Source organism: Streptomyces sp. NPDC045956, assembly GCF_056430705.1.
Map to the genome: position 1 here is coordinate 281,145 of NZ_JBWKKZ010000001.1, position 21,607 is coordinate 302,751.

A 21,607-nucleotide genomic window follows, 5' to 3' on the forward strand; every position below is an offset into this window, starting at 1 on the left:
GCTGTGAATCCCGGGCCGTGCTCAGTCAGCCGGGGACCAAGGGGCGAGCAGATCGCGCAGCAACTCGGCGAAGGCCCCGTCCAAGGTGTCCTCCCGCTCCTGGTCACCGACGGCCTCGGGGCAGAGAGCGGCGGGACGGGCGATCCACAGGACCTTCCAGGGCATGGAGAACAGGGCGGCATCGCTCCACACGCCGCCGTGCGGGGCGAGGGGGTGCAGCAGATCGCTCACGCGTCCGGTGATCATCTGCACGAGGGGGCCGTCGGTCGCGGCATGCGCCCGGGGCAGTGCCGTGGGCGAGGTTCGGGCGACGGCGCCCGTCGTCGGATGACGCCGGACGGTGCGTACGACCTGTGTCAGGTGCCGCACGATTCCGTCAACGGTGCCGTCGCTCGGGTGAGTACGGTCCGCCTCGTCGAAGGCTCGGGCGAGTTCCGTCTGAAGCGCGCGCAGGTGAAGCCTGGAGGCGGTCTTCCAGTTCTCGTAGAGGTAGTTGCGCGAGGTTCCGGAGGCGCGGGCGATGGCGGTCACGGACACGTTCAGGCCGTCGGTGCGCATGAGGGTGCGCACCGTGCTGATCACGTTTCCGGTGCCGAGAGGGTTTCGGTGGGTCCAGGGAGCGGGGCTCATGGCCTCATGGTCGGGAAGAAGCGTGAGCACTTGGGGGGTGAATGTCATCCAGGCACTCGGATGAGCGATCTGAGGACAGTCGGGGGTGAAGTGTTCACGCTTTGGAGAGAGGGAGGGCTTCCTTGAGGGCCGTGATGAACGACGTCCAGCCGGGAGGTGAGAAGAGCAGCGCCGGCCCGGTGGGAACCTTCGAATCCCGCACCGGTATCCCACCAGGGTGACCGTCCACCACCTCCAGGCAACTCCCCCCCTGGTCATTGCTGTGCGAGGACTTGCGCCAGCCCTTCACAGTCGCGGCGTTGCGTATGGTCCGGTCAGTCATCGCCTTCACAGCCCCTTGCTGTCGCTTCGAGCAGAGCCAGCGTCTCCTCGAGTGGCAGGGCGTTGCCCAGGGCGAAATCGTAGCGATGCTGCAGTTCCTGGACCACGGACGGGGTGTCGTGAAGCATGCCCATGTGCAAGCCCTCGGCGTACGCCACGGGCGGCTGGTCCTCGAACCACATCAGGGTGAGCATGTTGCTCAGAAGAGGATGGGTTCCCAGCGTGAACGGCAACACGTGCACTTGGATCCGGCCGCCTTGCGCGAGGCTCGCGAGGTGCCTCAGCTGCTCTGCCATGACGCGCCGCCCGCCGATCCGGCGATGGAGCACTGCTTCGTCGAGCAGCACCCACACTACGGGCGTGACGGGATCGTTCAGAACCGTCGCGCGCTCCAGGCGTGTGACAAGGCGCCTGTCACATTCCTCTTCACTGATGCGAGGGAACGTCGTACCCAGGACCGCACGCGCGTACCCCTCCGTCTGAAGAATGCCCGGCACGAAGGACAGCGCGAACTCACGGATCATCACCGCCTGCGCCTCCAGCTGCCGCGCCGCCTCGAAGTAGTCCGCGACCGCCGCCTCCTCCTCCGGAAGGAAGCTGCTCAGCACGTTCCCCGTGTTCAGGGCGCGGTCCAGCCGTCGCGCGTCCTCCTTCGACGGCACCCGGCGCCCCGCCTCGATGTGCGCGATGTGCGACCGCGTCATGATGGCCATGTCGGCCAGCTGCTGCTGCGTCAGGTCGGCCGCTTCGCGCTGCTGCTTGAGCCAGTCGCCGTAGATGTTGCTCATCCGTTCGACTCCCGTGTGACAAAGGCGCCGTCACGTCCGCACCCCTGGCGAGCCTAGCTCCGCCCGTTTCACTCTGTACGCGCATCGCTACGGAAAGCGAGACCCCCGCGACCGTCGCACCGGTCCGGGGGCGTGGTCACCGATCTCCACGGAGCCGACGACATGCGTCACCGTATCGCCCGCCTCGCCGGGCTGCCTCTGCTTCCGCTGCTCGCCCTTCTGCTACCGGGCTCGGGGCGGCGCCGCCGACGTCCTCCCGCGACGGAACCCACCGAATCCCCGTACACCCCGGCCGTGACCGTCCGCCGCACCGGCCTGCCGGCCCTGCGCGGAGAGGACAACGTGCTCGTACGCCCCTACCTGCTCGCCCACGAACGGCAGGAGGAGGCCCGGCGGCGCCATGCCCGGCGCCGCGCGCTCCGGTTCGCGGTGCACGGCATCGACGTCGGGACCCGGGTACCGCACGACGTGGAGGTGGCACGGTGAGGCCCGGCGCGCGCCCGGCCCGGCTGCTGCCCTGGAGCGGCGCGGAGGGCAAACCCTGCTACCTGCTGACCGACGGCGACGGCCCGCTGTCCCGGATCGCCGACGTCGTCGAGACCACCCACCTCGACATGGCGGAGGACCTGTTGGACCACGCCGCCGTCCTGCTGGCGGACGCTCGGGCGACACCCGAACAGCTCCGCTTCATGCTGCACCGCATGCGCGAAGCACTCACCGAGGTGCACCGCGTCGCGGAGAGCCGGGGCATGCGGTTGCGCTGAGGACGAGCCGTCAGCCCAACAGTTCGGGAAAGGCCTCCTTGAACTCGGCGAGCTGAGCGCGATATCCGGCGTTGAACTCGGCCAGCCCGTACACGCCGAGGTTCTTCTCGAAGGCGGCGCTCTGCCTGGGCACCAGGGCGGGTATCGCACGGAACACTTCGCCCGCCGCCTTCGCGTGCCGGCCCCTCTGGACGGTGGCCACCAGGTCCTTGAAGAGGTCCAGCTCCAGGGCCCGGATGCGTTCGCTCGGACTGTCCTGGCCGTCGAGTTCCTCATCGGCGACCGGTTCGGCCCCGGAGGGACCGGTGAGGAACTTCAGTACCCGCATCGTCGCGTACAGCCGACCGGCCAGTCGGTGGCCGCTCTCGTTCTGGTCTGGCATGGCTCATTACTTGCCACCGGTACCGCGCCGAACCCTGTCCTTCGGAAAGCGGTCAACTCCTCGCCATTCCACCGGCCTAGGGTTTCGGCCATGCGCCCGAGAACGCTCCGCACCTCCCTGGCCGCCCTCACCACGAGCCTCGCGGCGGCCGGCTGCCTCATCGCCGCCGGACCGGCCGTCGCACAGGAACGTCCGCAGGAAAACGCCTGCTCGCCCGCCGTCTCCCTCACCGGCTACTCCGACGCCCTCGACAAGACCACCCACGACGGCACCTACGTCGGCAACCTCTCCGCACTCGCCCGCGACGGGCGGGGCACGGTCGCCGCCCTCTCCGACCGGTCCGCCCTCTTCCGGCTGGACGCCCGCTCCCTCCGGCCACGGAACGTGACACCGCTCTCCGACGAGAACGGCGCCGCCCTCGACGCCGAGGGACTGGTGGCCGACCGGGACGGCACCTACCTCGTCTCCTCCGAGACCGAGCCGTCCGTCCGCCGCTACTCCCGCACCGGCGAGATCCTCGGCCGTCTGCCCGTACCGGACGCCCTGCGGACCGCCCCGGAGGGCCGCGCCCGGGCCAACGGCAGCTTCGAGGGGCTGACGCTGCTCCCCGGCGGCCGGACCCTGCTCGCCGCCATGGAGTACCCGCTCGCCGGCGATCCCGCCGACCTGGTCCGCTTCCAGACCTGGCAGCGGACGCGGCACGGCGGCTTCCGGCTCGACGCCCCGTACACGTACCGCACCGACACCGGCCTCGGCGTCTCCGAGACCACCGCGACCCCGGACGGGCGCCTGCTCGTCCTCGAACGCGGCTTCACCGCCGGTGTCGGCAACACCGTCCGCCTCTACCTGGCCGAGCGGCGCGGCACGACCCTCGGCAAGACCCTCCTCGCCGACCTGGCCCACTGCCCGTCCCTCGGCGCCACCGCCCGGCAGCCCCAGCCCAACCCGCTCCTCGACAACTTCGAGGGGCTGACCGTCACCGGCCGGACCGGGGGCCGCCTGGACGTCCTGGTCGTCAGCGACGACAACCGGAGCGCCGCGCAGACCACCCGCTTCCTCAGGCTCCGGGTCCGGGTCTGACTGTTGCGGCGGGATGAAATCCCCGCTCGCCCGCGTTGGTGCCTTCCGGTAGATCAGGTGAGCAGGACGACCGACCGGAGGGCACGGCGTGGACGCGCAACGGGGATGGGCACGACGACTGGCGGCATACGCCTGGCGCTATCCCAAGGACGTCGTCCTCGCCCTCGGGGCCTCACTGGGCGGCATGGCCGTCATGGCCCTGGTGCCCCTGATCACCAAGGTGATCATCGACGACGTGATCGGCGACAAGACCAGGGACATGGCCCTCTGGGCCGGGCTCCTGATCGGCGCCGCGGTGGTCGTCTACGTCCTCACCTACATCCGCCGCTACTACGGCGGCCGGCTCGCCCTCGACGTCCAGCACGACCTGCGCACCGACATGTACGGGACGATCACCCGGCTGGACGGGCGGCGGCAGGACGAGCTGTCCACGGGACAGGTGGTCGGGCGGGCGACCAGCGACCTCCAGCTGATCCAGGGCCTGCTGTTCATGCTCCCGATGACCATCGGGAACGTCCTGCTCTTCGTGATCTCCCTGGTCATCATGGCGTGGCTGTCCCCGCCGCTCACGCTCGTCGCCCTCGCCGTCGCCCCGGCGCTGTGGTTCATCGCCCGCCGCAGCCGCACCCGCCTGCACCCCGCCACCTGGTACGCCCAGGCGCAGGCCGCCGCGGTCGCGGGCGTGGTCGACGGCTCGGTCAGCGGCGTCCGCGTGGTGAAGGGCTTCGGGCAGGAGGAACAGGAGACCGGAAAGATCAGGGAGGTCGGACGCAGGCTCTTCGCGGGGCGGCTGCGGACGATCCGGCTGAACGCCACCTACACCCCCGCCCTCCAGGCCGTACCCGCCCTCGGACAGGTCGCCATGCTCGCCCTCGGCGGCTGGCTGGCCGTCCGCGGACACATCACACTCGGCACCTTCGTCGCCTTCTCCACCTACCTCGCCCAGCTCGTCGGACCGGTCCGCATGCTCGCCATGGTCCTCACCGTCGGCCAGCAGGCCCGCGCCGGCACCGAACGCGTCCTGGAGCTGATCGACACCGAGCCCGCGATCGAGGACGGCACCCGGGACCTGCCCGCCGACGCGCCGGCGACCGTCGAGTTCGACGACGTGTCCTTCGGCTACGCGTCGGCCACCGGGGAGGACACCCCCGTCCTCGACGGCCTCTCCTTCGAGATCCGGGCCGGTGAGACGCTCGCCGTCGTCGGCTCCTCCGGTTCCGGCAAGTCCACGGTCTCCCTGCTCCTGCCGCGCTTCTACGACGTGAGCCGCGGCGCCGTCCTCGTCGGCGGACACGACGTGCGCGAGCTGACCCTGGACTCGCTGCGGGCCGCCATCGGGCTCGTGCCCGAGGACTCGTTCCTCTTCTCGGACACCGTGCGCGCCAACATCGCGTACGGCCGCCCGGACGCCACCGACGAGGAGATCGAGGCCGCCGCCCGGGCCGCGCAGGCCCACGGGTTCATCAGCGAGCTGCCCGACGGCTACGGCACCACCGTCGGCGAGCACGGTCTGACCCTCTCGGGCGGCCAGCGCCAGCGCGTCGCGCTCGCCCGCGCCATCCTCACCGACCCCCGGCTGCTGGTCCTCGACGACGCCACCTCCGCCGTGGATGCCCGCGTCGAGCACGAGATCCACGAGGCGCTGAAGGAGGTCATGCGGGGCCGCACCACGCTCCTCATCGCCCACCGGCGCTCCACCCTCGGCCTCGCCGACCGCATCGCCGTCCTGGACCGCGGCCGCCTCGCCGACCTCGGCACCCACGAGGAACTCCAGGAGCGCTCCGCCCTCTACCGGCGCCTGCTGACCGACCCCGACGAGCTGGGCGGGGTGTCGCCGGGGCACGCCCGGCCGGCGGCACCCGCCGAGGACACGTCGGTCCGGGACGAGCTGGACGCCGAGTTCGACGCCGAGCGCGGGGTCACCCCGCGGCTGTGGACCGGCGACCGCACGCCGAAGGACACCGCCCTCGCGGGCACCCCGGCCACCCCGGAGCTGCTCGCCCAGGTCGACGCGCTGCCCCCGGCCGACGGCACCCCCGACGTCGACGAGGCGCGGGCCGTGCAGCCGGAGGAGTCGTACGGCCTGCGCCGCCTGCTGCGCGGATTCCGCACACCGCTGCTGATCAGCCTCGCCCTGGTCGCCGTGGACGCCGGCATGGGGCTGCTGCTGCCGGTGCTGATCCGTCACGGCATCGACGAGGGCGTCACACAGGCCGCCCTCGGCGCGGTCTGGGCGGTCTCGCTGCTGGGGCTGCTCGCCGTGTTCGCCCAGTGGACCGCGCAGACCGGCGAGATCCGGATGACCGGCCGGACCGGGGAGCGGATCCTGTACTCGCTCCGTCTGAAGATCTTCGCCCAGCTCCAGCGGCTCGGCCTCGACTACTACGAGCGGGAGCTGACCGGGCGGATCATGACCCGCATGACGACGGACGTCGACGCGCTGTCGACGTTCCTCCAGACGGGACTCGTCACCGCCTTCGTCTCGGTCGTCACCTTCTTCGGCATCATGGTCGCCCTGCTGGTGATCGACGTGCAGCTGGCGTTCGTCGTGTTCGCGACGCTGCCACCGCTGATCATCGCCACCTACTTCTTCCGCAAGGCCAGCGTGAAGGCGTACGAGCTGGCCCGCGAGCGGGTGTCCACGGTCAACGCCGACCTCCAGGAGTCGGTGGCGGGACTGCGGATCGTGCAGGCCTTCCGGCGCGAGCACGACGGCGGACGACGCTTCGCCGAGCGCAGCGACAGCTACCGGCAGGCCCGCATCCGGGGCCAGTGGCTGATCTCGGTCTACTTCCCGTTCGTGCAGCTGCTGTCCTCGGCCGCCGTCGTCGCCGTGCTGGTCGTCGGTGGCGGACGGATCGACGCGGCGACGCTGTCGACCGGCGCGCTGGTGGCGTACCTGCTGTACATCGACCTGTTCTTCGCGCCCGTCCAGCAGCTCTCCCAGGTCTTCGACGGCTACCAGCAGGCGTCCGTCTCCCTCGGCCGCATCCAGGAACTGCTGCGGGAGCCGACCTCCACCGTGGCGCCCGAGAAGCCGTCGGACGTCACGTCCCTGCGCGGGGAGATCGCCTTCGAGGACGTGCACTTCTCGTACGGCGGTGCCGACGGGTCCGAGGCGGCCCTCACCGGCGTCGACCTGCGCATCCCCGCCGGGCAGACCGTCGCCTTCGTCGGCGAGACCGGCGCGGGCAAGTCGACCCTGGTCAAGCTGGTGGCCCGGTTCTACGACCCCACGGACGGGCGGGTCACCGTCGACGGCCGGGACCTGCGCGACCTCGACCTCACCGCCTACCGGCACCGGCTCGGCGTCGTCCCGCAGGAGGCGTACCTCTTCCCCGGCACCGTGCGGGACGCCATCGCGTACGGCCGCCCGGACGCCACCGACGCCGAGGTGGAGGCCGCGGCGCGGGCGGTGGGCGCGCACGAGATGATCGCCGGGCTCACGGGCGGATACCTCCACGAGGTCGCCGAGCGGGGCCGCAACCTCTCCGCCGGGCAGCGGCAGCTGATCGCGCTGGCCCGTGCCGAACTGGTCGATCCCGACGTCCTGCTCCTCGACGAGGCGACGGCGGCCCTGGACCTGGCCACGGAGGCACAGGTCAACCAGGCCACCGACCGCATCGCGGGCCGGCGCACGACGCTCGTCGTCGCCCACCGGCTGACCACGGCCGCCCGCGCGGACCGGGTCGTCGTCATGGACGCCGGGCGGGTCGCCGAGGACGGCACGCACGACGAGCTGCTGGCGGTGGGCGGACGGTACGCGCGGCTGTGGCGGACCTTCGTCGGAGCGGCCGAACCCGAGGAGCCGGTCGGCGCACGGCGCTGACACCCGCGCAACCATTCGACAGGCGGCGAGCGTCCGTACATCCGTACGTCAGTGATCGCCGTACGGCGGGGACGGAGGGTTCCGCAGTGGGCGCAGTGGGTCAGAGGAGCGCCGCCCTGCGCAGGCGGCTGGCACTGGGGACCGCCGTGCTCACCGCGGCCGGGCTGCTCGCCGTCGGGGTGCCCGGGGAGGCGGAGGCCGCCTCGGCGTGCCCGGGCCGCAAGGTGCGCACCCTGCCGTTCTCCACCGGATCGGTCCTCGTCTACAAGCGCGGCGGCTACGTCTGTGCCGTCACCGTCCCCAAGGAGGCGGGCAAGAAGCGGCAGATGTCCGTCAGTGTGCAGGCACGCGGCGGCCGGCCGGTCGTCGACTCGGGGCGGTACGCCTACCGGGCCGGACCGGTCACCGTGCACGCCGGGAAGCGCTGCGTGTGGGTGACCGGCAAGGTGGCGAAGGGATCGGTCAGCTCCGGCTGGATCCTCTGCTGACCCGGGGCCGCCCCGGCCGGTGGCGGCCATTTCACCATCTCCCCTGGTGCGCGGGTCACTTGCTCCGATAGCTTCCGGCGCACATCTGTTTCACAGGGAGGGTGCATGCGCAAGGCGCTCAGATGGCTGCTGGCGCTCGTGGTGCTCATAGGCACCGTCAGCACGGCGAGCGCGGCCACCGCCGCCGAGCCGAAGGCCGTCGACATCAAGGACCGGCTGCTGTCCATACCGGGCATGAGCCTGATCGAGGAGAAGCCGTACACCGGCTACCGCTTCTTCGTCCTCAACTACACGCAGCCGGTCGACCACCGGCGGCCGTCCAAGGGCACGTTCCAGCAGCGGATCACCGTGCTGCACAAGGACGTGAGCCGCCCCACGGTCTTCTACACCGGCGGCTACAGCGTCTCCACGACGCCCAGCCGCCGCGAGCCGACCCAGATCGTGGACGGCAACCAGGTCTCCATGGAGTACCGCTACTTCACCCCGTCCCGGCCCGAGCCGGCCGACTGGTCCAAGCTGGACATCTGGCAGGCGGCCAGCGACCAGCACCGCATCTTCCAGGCGCTCAAGCCGCTCTACTCGAAGAAGTGGATCTCCACCGGTGGCTCCAAGGGCGGCATGACCGCCACCTACTACGAGCGCTTCTACCCGCGCGACATGGACGGCGTCGTCGCCTACGTCGCCCCCAACGACGTGGTGAACCGCGAGGACCGGGCCTACGACCGCTTCTTCGCCCGGGTCGGCACCGAGGAGTGCCGCGACCGGCTGAACGGCGTGCAGCGCGAGGCGCTGGTCCGCAGGGCGCCGCTCAAGGAGAAGTACGAGGCGTACGCGGCCGAGAACGGCTACACCTTCGACACCATCGGCAGCCTGGACCGGGCCTACGAGGCCGTCGTCCTGGACTACGTGTGGGGCTTCTGGCAGTACAGCACCGTCAAGGACTGCGCGGACATCCCGGCCGACGCGAAGAACGCCACCGACGACGAGATCTGGACCTCCGTCGACACGATCTCCGGCTTCTCCTTCTACACCGACCAGGGCCTGGCCCCGTACACGCCGTACTACTACCAGGCGGGCACCCAGCTCGGCGCGCCGACCATCCACTTCCCGCACATCGAGAAGAAGTACATCCGCTACGGCTACCAGCCGCCGCGCAACTTCGTGCCCCGGTCGATCCCGATGGAGTTCGAGCCGTGGGCGATGCGGGACGTCGACACCTGGGTGAAGCACAACGCCCGTCAGATGCTGTTCGTGTACGGCGAGAACGACCCGTGGGGCGCCGAGCCCTTCCGCCTCGGACACGGCGCGCGTGACTCCTACGTGCTCACCGCGCCCGGCATGAACCACGGCGCCAACGTCGCGGGCCTGGTGCCCGAGGAGAAGGCCCTCGCCACGGCCCGCATCCTGGACTGGGCCGGCGTCGCCTCCGCCGAGGTGCGGACCGACCCGTCGGCCGCCGCGCCGCTGGCGACGTTCGACGCCCGGCTGGACAAGCGGGACGTGCAGCGCGAGCCCGCGCTGCGCCCGTAGCACGGACGGCTGCGCCCGGCCGCCGCCGAGAGGCCCCCAGGGACTCACAGCGGCCGGGCGCAGCCCACCGGGCGGTCGCCGCCCAGACGGACGTAGAGAACGGTCGAGGCGGGGCAGTCCGCCCGGACGGTGACCGCGTCGACCACCTTGAACCGCGGCTTCCCCGGGCCCTTGCCGTCGCACGCGGTCTCGCGGACCGTGCCGTCCCCGGCCTCGTGGACGCAGTCGCCGACGACGGTGCGCGGGCCGCCCCCGCCACCGGGATCGCCGGGGTGCGGCGGCAGGAGCTTGCGCATACAGGCGTATCCCTGCGGCACGGCACCGTCGCCGTCCTCGTCGGCGGACGGGCGCTGCTCGCTGATGTGCAGGACGAAGTCGGTGGTGGCGGGGCACGGCGGCCCGTCACTCGCGCGGCCGTCCTCGCGGGCCACGACCCGCGCCGCCGCCCGTTCGCTGCCGCACGGCACCTCGGTGAAGCTGACCGTGCCGAACGAGCTGCACTCGTCGACCGCCAGGAACACCGTCCCGTACCCGGACGGCCGCACGGCCACCGGGCCCGCAGCCGTCCCCGCGCCGGACCACCCGTCCCCGCCCGCACCCGGGGAGCCCGGGCCGGACGGGCTCTGGCACCCCGCCAGCAGTACGGCACACAGCGCCGACAGGGCGCAGAGCACCCCCGCGGCCCGTCCTCCACGCATCGCCATCCCCCCGGGTCCCCGGCCCAGCGTGGCCCGCGGCAGCGGGCGCACGCCAGACGCGCGGGGGGCTTTGCGACCGGCGGACGGGGGCGCCCCCGGCGCGTGTCGTGGGCCGCGCTACGCCTACGACCGGTAGGACAGCCCGTGCCCGAGGGGGTACAGCACCGTCGCCGGATCGTCCGCCCGGACCACCGGCACCGGCAGCTTGCCGCGCGGCCGCACCCGGCCCGCGATCACCCGGGCCGCCGCCCGCACCTCGACGTCGGTCCAGGAGTAGGCGGCCAGGTAGGCGCGGACGTCCGGAAGGTGCGCCACGTCGTAGGGGTTGCGGATCGCGACCGCGACGACCGGCCTGCCCGACCCCAGCAGCCGGGTGACCAGCGTGCGCTGGCTGCTGGCGGCCGTGACGTTGTACGTGGCGACCACCACCGCGTCGGCGTCCCCGGCCGCCGCGACCGCGCGGTCGATGACGGCGGCGGAGGGGGCGGTTCCGGTGGACAGCGCGGTGGCGGTGAAGCCGAGTTCCGTCAGCGCGCCCGCGAGGACGCCGGTGGGCGGCCCGGTGGTGCCCGACGGGGAGGCGGGGTCGGCACCCACCACGAGCAGCCGGGGGTGCTCCCGGCGCGACAGCGGCAGCAGCCGCCCCTCGTTGACCAGCAGCGTGGTGGTCCGCTCGGCGACCCGGTCGGCCGCCGCCAGGTGGCTCCGGGTGCCCACGGTGCGGTCCACGTCCCGCCGGCTGGTGTACGCGTCCCGGAACAGCCCCAGCTTCGCCTTCAGCCGCAGCACGCGCAGGATCGATTCGTCGAGCCGGGCCTCGGTGAGTTCCCCCTCGCGGACGGCGGTCAGCACCGCGTTCCAGGCGAGGTCCAGGTTCGGCGGGTTGAGGAGCTGGTCGACGCCCGCCTTCAGCGCCAGCACGGGCACCCGTTCGTCGCCGTACTTGGTCCGCACGCCCTCCATGCCGAGGGAGTCGGTGACCACGACCCCGTCGTAGCCGAGTTCCTCGCGCAGGATGCCGGTGAGGATGGGGCGGGAGAGGGTGGCCGGGTCGCCGGAGTCGTCGAGTGCCGGGACCACCAGGTGGGCGGTCATGATGGCGTCGATGCCCGCCTCGATCGCGGCCCGGAAGGGCGGCGCGTCCAGCTCCTCCCACTGCTCGCGGCTGTGCGTGATGACCGGGAGCCCGGTGTGGCTGTCGGTGGCGGTGTCGCCGTGCCCGGGGAAGTGCTTGGCGCAGGCGGCGACGCCCGAACGCTGGAACCCCGTCACCTCGGCGGCCACCAGCTCGGCCACCGCCTCCGGGTCGGCGCCGAAGGAGCGTACGCCGATCACGGGGTTGGCCGGGTTGACGTTCACGTCGGCGTCGGGGGCGTAGTCCTGGCGGATGCCCATCGCGCGCAGCTCGGCGCCCGCGATCCGGCCGAGCGTGCGGGCGTCGGAGCGCGAGCCGCCGGCGCCGACGGCCATCGCGCCGGGGAAGAGCGTCGCCGGCTCGCCCACCCGGGCCACTATGCCGTGCTCCTGGTCGGTGGAGATCAGCACCGGGAGGCCGCGCGGCAGTTCCAGGGACGCCTTCTGGATGCCGTTGGACAGGTCGGCGATCTGGTGCGGGTCGCGGGTGTTGTGCGCCCAGGCGAAGTAGATGATGCCGCCGAGCCGGTACCTGGCGATCAGTTCGGCGGCCGTGCGGACGCCGATCTCCTTGAGGTTGGCGTCGATGTCGGCCTGGTCGGGGGCGGTGGCGGAGTGGCCGTACACCCGCATGACGAAGAGCTGGCCGACCTTCTCCTCCAGCGTCATCCGGGAGACGAGGGCGCGGAGCTTGTCGTCGTCGGGCCTGCGGGGGTCGGCGTGGGCGGTGCCGCCGCCGGCCGCCAGGGCCGCGGTGACGACCGCGGTGGCGGTGAGGACGGTGCGTCTGGAGGGCTGTGCGCTGCTTCCCTTGCCGGCCGTGCTGCTGTGGTGCACGTGCGCTCCTTCCGGAGTGATCCGCTGGGGAATCGCTGGAGAGCTGCTGAAGGAAACTTCCAAGGAGTCACCAATATCCGGGAAGTTTCTGCCAGTCAAGGGAGCGCACAGGAGTCACCCGAAGCGGCGCGGGCCGGCCGGGAACGTCCGGGAGGGGCCGCCGCCGGCGCCAGGGAGGGTGGACGCCGACGGCGGCGGGCTGCCGGCCGCGGTACGGCGGAGAGGGTGGTCGGCGACCGCAGCCGGCGGCGAGGCCGACACCGCACCGCGAGGACTCGTCCGGCAGCGTCGCGGATGGGACGGGCGGAGCGGGGACGGGGTTCCCGGTTCGGGCGCCGCTTCCCGAAGTCGGTGCGCGAGGGCCGGGTGGGACACGGGCTGAGGGGAGGGAGGAGGGTGTGCGGTGGTGCGGGGCGGGTCAGTCGCCCGCGGTGGTGGTGGCCGTGCGGGCCGAGGCGGCCGGCCAGTGGGCCCGCAGCGTGCGCACCGTCTCCGCGATCGCCGGCCGGCGGGCCGCGCCCGCTCGCCACAGCGCGTACAGCCTGCGTACGGGCATCGGGTCCAGCGGCACCTCCACCACCCCCGCGGGCAGCGGGCCGCGCCCCAGCCGGGGGATCAGGGCGATGCCCAGTCCGGCCGCCACCAGCGCCACCAGCGTCGGGTTCTCCTCGGCCTGGTGGACGACGTCCGGTTCGTGTCCCGCGCCCCGCAGGGTCCGCAGCAGCCAGTCGTGGCAGACCCGCCCGGGCGGCTGGCAGATCCACCGCTCCCCGCCCAGCTCCGCACGCCGTACGCCCGCCCGGCCCGCGAAGCGGTGCCCCTCGGGCACGAGCAGGTCGCACAGGTCCTCGCCGATGGCCGCCTGCTCCACCCCGGCCGGGGCGGGCAGCGGGGCGATGTCCCAGTCGTGCGCGACGACCAGGTCGACGGCGCCCTTCGCGACCAGGTCCACGGACAGGTGCGGATCGACCTCCGTCAGCCGCGTGTCGAGCGCGGGGTGGCGCGCCGCCAGGTCCGCCAGCACGGACGGCAGCAGACCACGCGCCGCCGACGCGAACGCGGCCACGGTCAGCCGCCCCGCCGGAACCCCCCGCCGCTCCTCCAGCCGCGTCTCCGCCCGCTCGACGAGCGCCAGCAACTCCCGCGCGGTGGCGGCCAGCTGCCACGCCTCGTCGGTGAGCCGCACCCCGCGCCCCTCCCGCTCCAGCAGCACCGTCCGGGTCTCCCGTTCCAGCTTGGCGATCTGCTGGGACACGGCGGAGGGCGTGAAGCCCAGCGCGGTGGCGGCCGCGCCGACGGTGCCGTGCACGGAGACGGCGTGCAGCGCACGCAACCGCTGGAGATCGAGCATGAGGTGGGCTCCCGGCCTCGGACGGACAGAGCGAGCGGCGAACGCGCAACAGGTTAGCGCTGCTTCATCCATCCGTGCAGCAATCATCGCTGGTGCTACATGGTCCGGGCGGCGATCCTCGATCCATGCGACCTTCCCACCTCCTCCTCGCCGTGCTCGTCGCGGCCACCTGGGGCGTCAACTTCACGGTCATCGAGATCGGCCTCGACCACTTCCCGCCGCTGCTCTTCTCCGCCCTGCGCTTCCTGGCGGCGGCCCTGCCCGCGGTCTTCCTCGTGGGCCGCCCGAAGGTGGCGTGGAAGTGGATCGTGGCGGTGGGACTGGTGCTCGGGGTGGCGAAGTTCGGCCTGGTCTTCCAGGGCATGGACGCGGGCATGCCGGCCGGGCTGTCGTCCCTCGTCCTCCAGATCCAGGCGGTGTTCACGGCGGTGATCGCGGCGGCGGTGCTCGGCGAACGGCCCACCGGCGTACGGGCCCTGGGCATGGTCGTGGCCGTCGCGGGCATCGGCGTGGCCGCCGTCGACGAGGGGGCTTCCGGACCGCTGGGCGCCTTCCTGATGGTCGTCGGCGCCGCCGCCGCGTGGGGCGTGTCCAACGTCCTGACCCGCAGGGCCTCGCCACCCGACGCGCTGAACTTCATGGTGTGGGTCTCCACCGTCCCGGTGCTCCCGCTGCTGGCCCTCTCCCTCCTGACCGAGGGCCCGTCGCGGGACCTGGCGGCCCTGCGCGGCCTGGACTGGCAGGGCGCGGGGACGATCCTGTTCGTCGCGTGGGTCTCGACCGTCTTCGGCTTCGGCGCCTGGGGGTGGCTGCTGCACCGTCACCCGGCCTCGACGGTCGCGCCGTTCTCCCTCCTGGTCCCGGTGTTCGGCATGTCCTCGGCGGCCCTGTTCCTCGGCGAGTCGGTGACCCCGCTGCGCTGGTGCGCGGCGGCACTGCTGGTGGGCGGAGTGGCCCTGACGACACTCACCCCGGGCGCCTCCCGGCGGGCCCGCCCCGGCCGCGTGCCCGTGCCGGACGCGGCCGGGGCGGCTCCGCCGGAATCGGCTGGACGGCTCTGTGCCCCGGCGGCAGAATCCGGCCGGTGACGTTCACGTTGAAGGGCCCGGCCCTCGAAGGAACCCTGGTGCGGCTGGAGCCGCTCGGCCCGCACCACGCGGCCGACCTCGCGGCGGCGGCCGAGGAGGAGCGCGGCAGCTACGCGTTCACCTGGGTGCCGCGGGCGGACGAGGTCGGCGCCTACATCGAGGCCCAGTCGGCCCGGGCGGCCACGGGACGGCTCGCCCCCTACGCGCAGGTGTCCCTCGCCACCGGCAGGGCGGTCGGCGCCACGGCCTACTGGGAGCCCCGTTCCTGGCTGACGGACGACGCCCTGGACGCCGTCGAGGTCGGCTTCACCTGGCTGGCCCGCTCGGCCCAGGGCACCGGGGTGAACGCCGAGGCCAAACTGCTCCTGTTCCGCCACGCCTTCGAGGTCTGGCACGTGTCCCGCGTCGACCTCAAGACGGACGCCCGCAACAGCCGTTCCCGCGCCGCGATCGAGGCGACGGGCGCCCGTTTCGAGGGCGTCCTGCGCAACTGGTCCCGCTCCTGGGCGCCGGGCGAGGACGGCCGGCTGCGTGACTCCGCGATCTACTCGGTCACGGCGGCGGAATGGCCCGGGTGCCGGGAGCGGCTGGAGCGCAGGGTGCGGGCCGCCGCGTCCGCCGCGTCCTCCGCCTCCGTGGCTGCCGAGGCGCCCGCGGCGCAGTCCCTCACGCCGCGTCGCTGAGGAGCCGGGCGAGGTGCTCGCGGCCCCCGTCCAGCAGCTCGGGCAGCGGGGCCGCCGACTCGTACCAGCGCTTCTCGTACTCCCAGCACAGCCACCCGTCCCAGCCGTGGCGGGAGAGGACGTCCACCACCTCGGTGAGCGGCAGCACGCCGGTGCCCAGCGGGAGCGGGGTGGTGTCCTCGGCTGAGGCGATGTCCTTGACCTGCACGTACCCGAGGTGCGGGGCGAGGGCCAGATAGCTCTCCGCGGGCTGCTCGCCGCCGAGCCAGGTGTGCATCACGTCCCACAGCGCGCCGACCTGGCGGTGCCCGACCAGACCGAGGACGCGCATCGCGTCGGCGCCGGTGCGGTGCGAGTCGTGCGTCTCCAGCAGGATGCGTACGCCGAGGTCGGTGGCGTACTCGGCGGCCGTGCCCAGGCGCCGGGCGGCGACCGCGTCGGCCTCCTCGGGGCTCTGCTCCTCGGCGCCGCCGGGGAAGACCCGGACGTACGGGGCGCCCAGGTCGCGGGCCAGCTCCAGCAGTCCGCGCAGCTCGGCGAGGACGGCGTCGTCGTCACCGGGAGCGGCGACGCGCGCGTAGCCCGCGAGGCCCAGCAGTTCGACACCGGACGCCTTGAACCGGGCGGCCACCGCGGCCCGTTCGTCGGGGGCCAGGCCCGGGTGCACCGGTTCTTCGGGGTGGACGCGCAATTCGACACCGTGGTAGCCGTGCGCGGTGGCGAGCCCCAGCACGTCGGACAGGGGCAGGCCGGGGACACCGAGGGTGGAGAACGCCAGCTTCATGACCACGGAGCGTACCCGGCAGCGCCGCGCCCACTCCTCCTCACCGCCCGGTGTCGCCCCCCGCGCCACGAGGCCCACCCCCACCCCCCGCCCTCACTCCAACCCGACCCCACCCCGGCACGCGAGCCCCACCCGTCCACTCCGCGCCCGGACTTGCCCGGTTGCTGTCCGGGCCCCCGCTCGGGCCTTGCCCGGCCCCTGTCTCGCCCTCACCCGGCCCCCGTCAGGCCGTCACCCGGTCCCGGTCCGGCCCTCACCCGGCCCCGGTCAGGCCGTCACCCGGCCCCGGTCAGGCCGTCACCCGGCCCCGGTCCGGCCCTCACCCGGTCCCCGTCCGGTCCTCGTGCAGTCCGCGCCCGGTTCCGGTCCGGTCCTCGTGCAGTCCGCGCCCGGTTCCGGTCCGGTCCTCGTGCAGTCCGCGCCCGGTTCCGGTCCGGTCCTCGTGCAGTCCGCGCCCGGCCCCCGTCCGGCCCTCGTGCAGTCCTCGGCTGGCCCTCGTCCGGCCCTCGCCCGGTCCGCATCCGGCGCCTGGCCCGGCCTTCGTCCGATCCCTGTCCGCACCCCGCCCGCCGCGGCAGGCGTGACCCCCCGAGCGGTGGCCGGAACGGGGCGGACCCGGGGCGCGCACCAACCCCCGCCACCCCACCCGGGCCACCGCGAGACCGACGGCGCCTACTCCCGCGGCCGCCCGGAGGACCCCCGTACCGTCAGCTCCCCCCGGACCGTCGCGATCCCCCCGCCCGGCGCCTCCTCGCGCCCCATCGCGATGCGTCCCGCCCGGGCCCCCGCCTCCGCGAGCGGCAGCCGGACCGTGGTCAGCGCGGGCACCGCGTCGATGCTGAACGGCAGGTCGTCGAAGCCGGCCACCGACACGTCCTCCGGAATCCGCAGCCCGGACTCGCGCAGCGCCGCGCACGCCCCCAGCGCGACGGAGTCGTTCGCGGCGACCACCGCCGTCAGGGACGGGTCCCTGCGCAGGAGTTCGAGCGTCGCCTCGTAGCCGGACCGCCGGTCGTAGCGGCCGTGGACCGTCCAGCGGGGGTCCTCCTCGATGCCGTGCGCGTCGAGCGCGGCACGGTGGCCCTCCAGCCGGTGCCGGGTCGTGGTCCGCTCCTCCGGTCCGGCGATGTAGCCGAGCCGCCGGTGCCCGAGCCCGATCAGGTGCTCGGTCAGTTCCCGGCCGCCCCCGCGGTTGTCGAAGGTCAGCGCGATCGCCCCGGTCCGGGGCGCCGGCGGGCGCCCGCACAGCACCACCCGCGTCCCCGCCTCCGTCAGCCTGCCCAGTTTCGCCGCCACGGCCGCCTGGTGCGCGGCGTCCTCCATCGCGCCGCCGGTCAGCACGACGGCCGCCGCCCGCTGCCGTTGCAGCAGCGTGAGGTAGGTCAGTTCGCGCTCCGGGGAGCCGCCCGTGTTGCAGACCACCGCGAGTCTCTCGCCGCCCGCCCTGCCGCCGGGGCCCCCGATCTCGGACTGGATCGCACCGGCCATGATGCCGAAGAAGGGGTCCGCGATGTCGTTGACCAGGATGCCCACCAGGTCGGACGTGGCCGCCGCCAGCGCGCTCGCGGGCCCGTTGAGCACGTAGTCCAGCTCGTCGACCGCCTTCAGCACGCGTTCCCGGGTGGAGGCGGCCACGGGGTAGTTCCCGTTCAGCACGCGCGACACCGTCGCGGGGGAGACCTGCGCTCGGGCCGCCACGTCCGCCAGGGTCACCGTCATGTCCTCGTCCTCCGCCTCACGCGTGTGCCGTACGCCGTCTCGGCCGTTGCGGGTCGACCTTACGACCGCCGCCCGCCGTTGTTCGCCCCGTCGAACAACTCACCCGGACGACGGTCTTGTCCAGACCACCGTCCACAGGCTAGCTTCGTACCGTATAGAAAGCGCTTGCTGTACTGCTGGACTCCTCCCCGCATTGCTCGCTTCGAAGGGAACGACGTGACACGCAAGACGGTGCGTATCGCCATGAACGGTGTGACCGGGCGCATGGGCTATCGCCAGCACCTCGTCCGCTCCATCCTGGCCCTCCGCGAACAGGGCGGCCTCGACCTCGGCGACGGCACCGTGCTGTGGCCCGAGCCGATCCTGCTGGGCCGCCGCGAGCACGCGCTGCGGGCGCTGGCCGAACGGCACGGCCTGGAACACGTGTCGACCGACGTCGACGCGGTCCTCGCCGACCCGTCGGTGGACGTCTACTTCGACGCCCAGGTCACCTCGGCCCGAGAGGAGGCGATCCGGAAGGCGATCGCCGCGGGCAAGCACGTCTACACGGAGAAGCCGACGGCCACCGGCCTCGACGGCGCCCTGGAGCTGGCCCGGCTGGCGAACGCCGCCGGCATCAAGCACGGCGTCGTGCAGGACAAGCTCTTCCTGCCGGGCCTGCTGAAGCTCAAGCGCCTCATCGACGGCGGTTTCTTCGGCCGCATCCTGTCGGTGCGCGGCGAGTTCGGCTACTGGGTGTTCGAGGGCGACTGGCAGGACGCCCAGCGCCCCTCGTGGAACTACCGCGCCGAGGACGGCGGCGGCATCGTCGTCGACATGTTCCCGCACTGGGAGTACGTGCTGCACGAGCTGTTCGGCCGGGTGAAGTCCGTCCAGGCGCTCACCGCCACCCACATCCCGCAGCGCTGGGACGAGAACGGCAAGCCCTACGACGCCACCGCCGACGACGCCGCCTACGGCGTCTTCGAGCTGGAGGGCGGCACGATCGCCCAGATCAACTCCTCCTGGGCGGTCCGCGTCCACCGCGACGAACTCGTCGAGTTCCAGGTCGACGGCACCGAGGGCTCCGCCGTCGCCGGTCTGCGCGACTGCCGGGTCCAGCACCGCAGCGCCACCCCCAAGCCGGTGTGGAACCCGGACATCCCCGCCACCGAGGTCTTCCGCGACCAGTGGCAGGAGGTCCCGGACAACGGCGACTTCGACAACGGCTTCAAGGCCCAGTGGGAGCTGTTCCTCAAGCACGTCTACGCCGACGCCCCCTACCACTGGGACCTGCTGGCCGGCGCCCGCGGCGTGCAGCTCGCCGAGCTGGGCCTGCGCTCCTCGGCGGAGGGCCGCCGCCTCGACGTACCGGAGATCACCCTGTGACCCTGCACCTGCCCGGCGCCGACGGACGCCTGCGCCCCTACGAGCCCCGCACCGAGCCCTTCGCCCCGACGGGCTCAGGCGCCTTCTCCAGCCGTACGGTCTTCTCGGCGGCGCACGTCGTCGCCGACCCGTACGCGGACACCACGCCCGACGGGCCCGCCGCCGTCGACTGGGACGCCACCCTCGCCTTCCGCCGCCACCTGTGGTCCCACGGCCTGGGCGTCGCCGAGGCGATGGACACCGCCCAGCGCGGCATGGGCCTGGACTGGGCGGGTGCGGCGGAGCTGATCCGCCGGTCCGCCGCGGAGGCGAAGGCGGTCGGCGGCCCGATCGCCTGCGGCGTCGGCACCGACCAGCTCACCGGCGGCACCCTCGCCGAGGTCCGGGCGGCCTACGAGGAACAGCTCGCCGTCGTCGAGGAGTCGGGCGCCCAGGCCATCCTGATGGCCTCCCGCGCCCTCGCCGCGACGGCCCGGGGCCCCGAGGACTACCTGGAGGTCTACGGCCACCTCCTGCGCCAGGCCGCCGAACCGGTGATCCTGCACTGGCTCGGCCCGATGTTCGACCCGGCCCTGGAGGGCTACTGGGGCTCCGCCGACCTCGACGCGGCCACGGACACCTTCCTGGAGGTCATCGCCGCCCACCCCGACAAGGTCGACGGGATCAAGGTCTCCCTCCTCGACGCCCGGCGCGAGGTCGACCTGCGCCGCCGCCTGCCGCGGGGCGTGCGCTGCTACACCGGCGACGACTTCCACTACCCCGAGCTGATCGCCGGTGACGAACAGGGCTTCAGCCACGCCCTGCTCGGCATCTTCGACCCGCTCGGGCCGCTCGCGGCGGAGGCGGTCCGCGTTCTCGACACGGGGGACACCGAGGGCTTCCGCGCCCTCCTCGACCCCACCGTCGAACTCTCCCGCCACCTCTTCCAGGCGCCCACCCGGTTCTACAAGACGGGCGTGGTCCTCCTCGCCTGGCTGGCCGGACACCAGTCCCACTTCACGATGGTCGGCGGCCTCCAGTCGGCGCGCTCCCTGCCGCACCTCGCCCGCGCCTACGAACTCGCCGACGGCCTCGGTCTCTTCCCCGACCCCAAGCTCGCGGAGGAACGCATGAGGACCCTGCTGCACCTGTACGGAGTGACCCCATGACCGCGGACCTCGCGCGCTTCAGCATCAACCAGATGACGGTCAAGCAGCTCCCGCTGCCCGAACTGACCGGCGCCTGCCGCGACCTGGGCATCGGCAACGTGGGCCTGTGGCGCGAACCCGTCCAGGCGTACGGCGTCGAGGCGGCGGCGAAACTGGTCCGCGACGCGGGCCTCACCGTCACCACCCTGTGCCGCGGGGGCTTCCTCACGGCCACCGACGCCGACGAGCGCGCGCATGCCCTGGCCGACAACCGCCGCGCCGTCGACGAGGCCGCCGTCCTCGGCACCGACACCCTCGTCCTCGTCTCGGGCGGCCTGCCGGCCGGCGACAAGGACCTGCACGGCGCCCGCGAACGCATCGCCGACGCCCTGTCGGAGCTGGCCCCCTACGCCGAACGGCACGGCGTCCGGCTCGCCATCGAGCCCCTGCACCCCATGTACGCCGCCGACCGCTGCGTGGTCTCGACGCTCACCCAGGCCCTGGACCTCGCCGAACGCTTCCCGGCCCACCAGGTCGGCGTCACCGTCGACACGTACCACCTCTGGTGGGACGACCGGGCGCCGCGGGAGATCGCCAGGGCGGGCGCGGGCGGCCGCATCCACACCTTCCAGCTCGCCGACTGGACGACCCCGCTGCCCGAGGGCGTGCTCAACGGCCGCGGCCAGATCGGCGACGGAGCGATCGACATGCGGGAGTGGAAGGGGTACGTGGACGCGGCCGGCTACACCGGCGCCATCGAGGTGGAGCTGTTCAACGAGGGGCTGTGGGCCCGGGACGGCCGCGAGGTACTGGCCGAGACGGCGGCCCGGTTCGCGGAGCACACGGGAGAGGCGCGGGAGGCGGGGGCCGGAAAATAAAGTTCGGCGACCCGTGCAACCCTTTCGCCGCCCCGGGGGTCGTACCGGGCATCAGAACCCCTGTGGGGGACCCGGGGGGGATCACGGGGTTCTGAAGGGGAGGGGAAACCCGAGGGGGCACGGTCGAC

Annotated in this window: 20 protein-coding genes; 11 read left to right on the top strand and 9 right to left on the bottom strand. The window is 73.1% G+C overall.

Annotated features, from left to right (window positions below; translation table 11 throughout):
- Positions 1-21: 21 nt before the first annotated feature.
- The 3 genes from AC07FV_RS01235 to AC07FV_RS01245 form a co-directional block, all read right to left on the bottom strand.
- Positions 22-630: a TetR/AcrR family transcriptional regulator gene (locus AC07FV_RS01235; RefSeq protein WP_479083788.1), complete on the bottom strand. Its 609-nt coding sequence runs from the start codon at positions 628-630 to the stop codon at positions 22-24.
- Positions 631-724: 94 nt separating this feature from the next.
- Positions 725-952 (bottom strand): DUF397 domain-containing protein, encoded by a 228-nt coding sequence (locus tag AC07FV_RS01240; RefSeq protein WP_479083790.1) that lies wholly within the window; start codon positions 950-952, stop codon positions 725-727.
- Positions 945-1,739, bottom strand: a complete 795-nt coding sequence (locus tag AC07FV_RS01245; protein WP_479083791.1) for a helix-turn-helix domain-containing protein — start codon at positions 1,737-1,739, stop codon at positions 945-947. The genes AC07FV_RS01240 and AC07FV_RS01245 overlap by 8 nt, the downstream gene beginning before the upstream one ends.
- A 162-nt stretch (positions 1,740-1,901) precedes the next feature.
- Here AC07FV_RS01245 and AC07FV_RS01250 point away from each other — a divergent pair, with 162 nt between their 5' ends.
- Positions 1,902-2,225: a hypothetical protein gene (locus tag AC07FV_RS01250; protein WP_479083792.1), complete on the top strand. Its 324-nt coding sequence runs from the start codon at positions 1,902-1,904 to the stop codon at positions 2,223-2,225.
- Positions 2,222-2,503: a hypothetical protein gene (locus tag AC07FV_RS01255; RefSeq protein WP_479083793.1), complete on the top strand. Its 282-nt coding sequence runs from the start codon at positions 2,222-2,224 to the stop codon at positions 2,501-2,503. Before AC07FV_RS01250 ends, AC07FV_RS01255 begins: the two co-directional genes overlap by 4 nt.
- A 10-nt stretch (positions 2,504-2,513) precedes the next feature.
- On the opposite strand, the gene AC07FV_RS01260 is transcribed toward AC07FV_RS01255, so the two are convergent.
- Positions 2,514-2,885, bottom strand: a complete 372-nt coding sequence (locus AC07FV_RS01260) for a hypothetical protein (protein WP_479083794.1) — start codon at positions 2,883-2,885, stop codon at positions 2,514-2,516.
- Positions 2,886-2,975: 90 nt separating this feature from the next.
- On the opposite strand from AC07FV_RS01260, the gene AC07FV_RS01265 reads away from it, so the two are divergent.
- The 4 genes from AC07FV_RS01265 to AC07FV_RS01280 all read left to right on the top strand — a co-directional run bounded on the left by AC07FV_RS01265 (position 2,976) and on the right by AC07FV_RS01280 (position 9,812).
- Positions 2,976-3,965, top strand: coding sequence for an esterase-like activity of phytase family protein (locus AC07FV_RS01265; RefSeq protein WP_479083795.1), 990 nt, complete (start codon positions 2,976-2,978; stop codon positions 3,963-3,965).
- Positions 3,966-4,053: 88 nt separating this feature from the next.
- Positions 4,054-7,794 carry an ABC transporter ATP-binding protein gene (locus tag AC07FV_RS01270; RefSeq protein ID WP_479083796.1) on the top strand — a complete coding sequence of 1,247 codons (3,741 nt, stop codon included), beginning with the start codon at positions 4,054-4,056 and terminating at the stop codon, positions 7,792-7,794.
- Between the two features lie 95 nt (positions 7,795-7,889).
- A complete protein-coding gene (locus AC07FV_RS01275; protein ID WP_479084860.1) occupies positions 7,890-8,282 on the top strand; it encodes a hypothetical protein in 393 nt (130 codons plus the stop codon).
- 105 nt (positions 8,283-8,387) lie between these two features.
- Entirely contained in the window at positions 8,388-9,812 is a 1,425-nt protein-coding gene (locus tag AC07FV_RS01280; RefSeq protein WP_479083798.1) for a S28 family serine protease, read from the top strand.
- 44 nt (positions 9,813-9,856) lie between these two features.
- On the opposite strand, the gene AC07FV_RS01285 is transcribed toward AC07FV_RS01280, so the two are convergent.
- The 3 genes from AC07FV_RS01285 to AC07FV_RS01295 form a co-directional block, all read right to left on the bottom strand.
- Positions 9,857-10,510, bottom strand: coding sequence for a hypothetical protein (locus AC07FV_RS01285; protein WP_479084862.1), 654 nt, complete (start codon positions 10,508-10,510; stop codon positions 9,857-9,859).
- A gap of 123 nt (positions 10,511-10,633) precedes the next feature.
- Positions 10,634-12,481: a glycoside hydrolase family 3 protein gene (locus AC07FV_RS01290; protein ID WP_479083799.1), complete on the bottom strand. Its 1,848-nt coding sequence runs from the start codon at positions 12,479-12,481 to the stop codon at positions 10,634-10,636.
- Positions 12,482-12,899: 418 nt separating this feature from the next.
- Entirely contained in the window at positions 12,900-13,832 is a 933-nt protein-coding gene (locus AC07FV_RS01295; protein WP_479083800.1) for a LysR family transcriptional regulator, read from the bottom strand.
- A 125-nt stretch (positions 13,833-13,957) separates the two neighbouring features.
- On the opposite strand from AC07FV_RS01295, the gene AC07FV_RS01300 reads away from it, so the two are divergent.
- The gene (locus tag AC07FV_RS01300; protein WP_479083801.1) at positions 13,958-14,920 is read left to right on the top strand and encodes an EamA family transporter; all 963 of its coding nucleotides are present in this window, start codon (positions 13,958-13,960) and stop codon (positions 14,918-14,920) included.
- A complete protein-coding gene (locus tag AC07FV_RS01305) occupies positions 14,917-15,603 on the top strand; it encodes a GNAT family N-acetyltransferase (RefSeq protein ID WP_479083802.1) in 687 nt (228 codons plus the stop codon). The genes AC07FV_RS01300 and AC07FV_RS01305 overlap by 4 nt, the downstream gene beginning before the upstream one ends.
- Here AC07FV_RS01305 and AC07FV_RS01310 read toward each other — a convergent pair.
- On the bottom strand, positions 15,587-16,387 hold the full coding sequence (locus AC07FV_RS01310; RefSeq protein ID WP_479083804.1) for a sugar phosphate isomerase/epimerase family protein: 801 nt from the start codon (positions 16,385-16,387) through the stop codon (positions 15,587-15,589). The two genes, AC07FV_RS01305 and AC07FV_RS01310, sit on opposite strands and share 17 nt — an antisense overlap.
- A gap of 672 nt (positions 16,388-17,059) precedes the next feature.
- Positions 17,060-18,106, bottom strand: a complete 1,047-nt coding sequence (locus tag AC07FV_RS01315) for a LacI family DNA-binding transcriptional regulator (protein WP_479083805.1) — start codon at positions 18,104-18,106, stop codon at positions 17,060-17,062.
- Positions 18,107-18,322: 216 nt separating this feature from the next.
- On the opposite strand from AC07FV_RS01315, the gene AC07FV_RS01320 reads away from it, so the two are divergent.
- The 3 genes from AC07FV_RS01320 to AC07FV_RS01330 are packed head-to-tail and all read left to right on the top strand — an operon-like array spanning position 18,323 to position 21,479.
- Entirely contained in the window at positions 18,323-19,474 is a 1,152-nt protein-coding gene (locus tag AC07FV_RS01320; protein WP_479083807.1) for a Gfo/Idh/MocA family protein, read from the top strand.
- Positions 19,471-20,622: a dihydrodipicolinate synthase family protein gene (locus AC07FV_RS01325; protein ID WP_479083809.1), complete on the top strand. Its 1,152-nt coding sequence runs from the start codon at positions 19,471-19,473 to the stop codon at positions 20,620-20,622. Before AC07FV_RS01320 ends, AC07FV_RS01325 begins: the two co-directional genes overlap by 4 nt.
- On the top strand, positions 20,619-21,479 hold the full coding sequence (locus tag AC07FV_RS01330) for a sugar phosphate isomerase/epimerase family protein (protein WP_479083810.1): 861 nt from the start codon (positions 20,619-20,621) through the stop codon (positions 21,477-21,479). Before AC07FV_RS01325 ends, AC07FV_RS01330 begins: the two co-directional genes overlap by 4 nt.
- Positions 21,480-21,607: the final 128 nt, after the last annotated feature.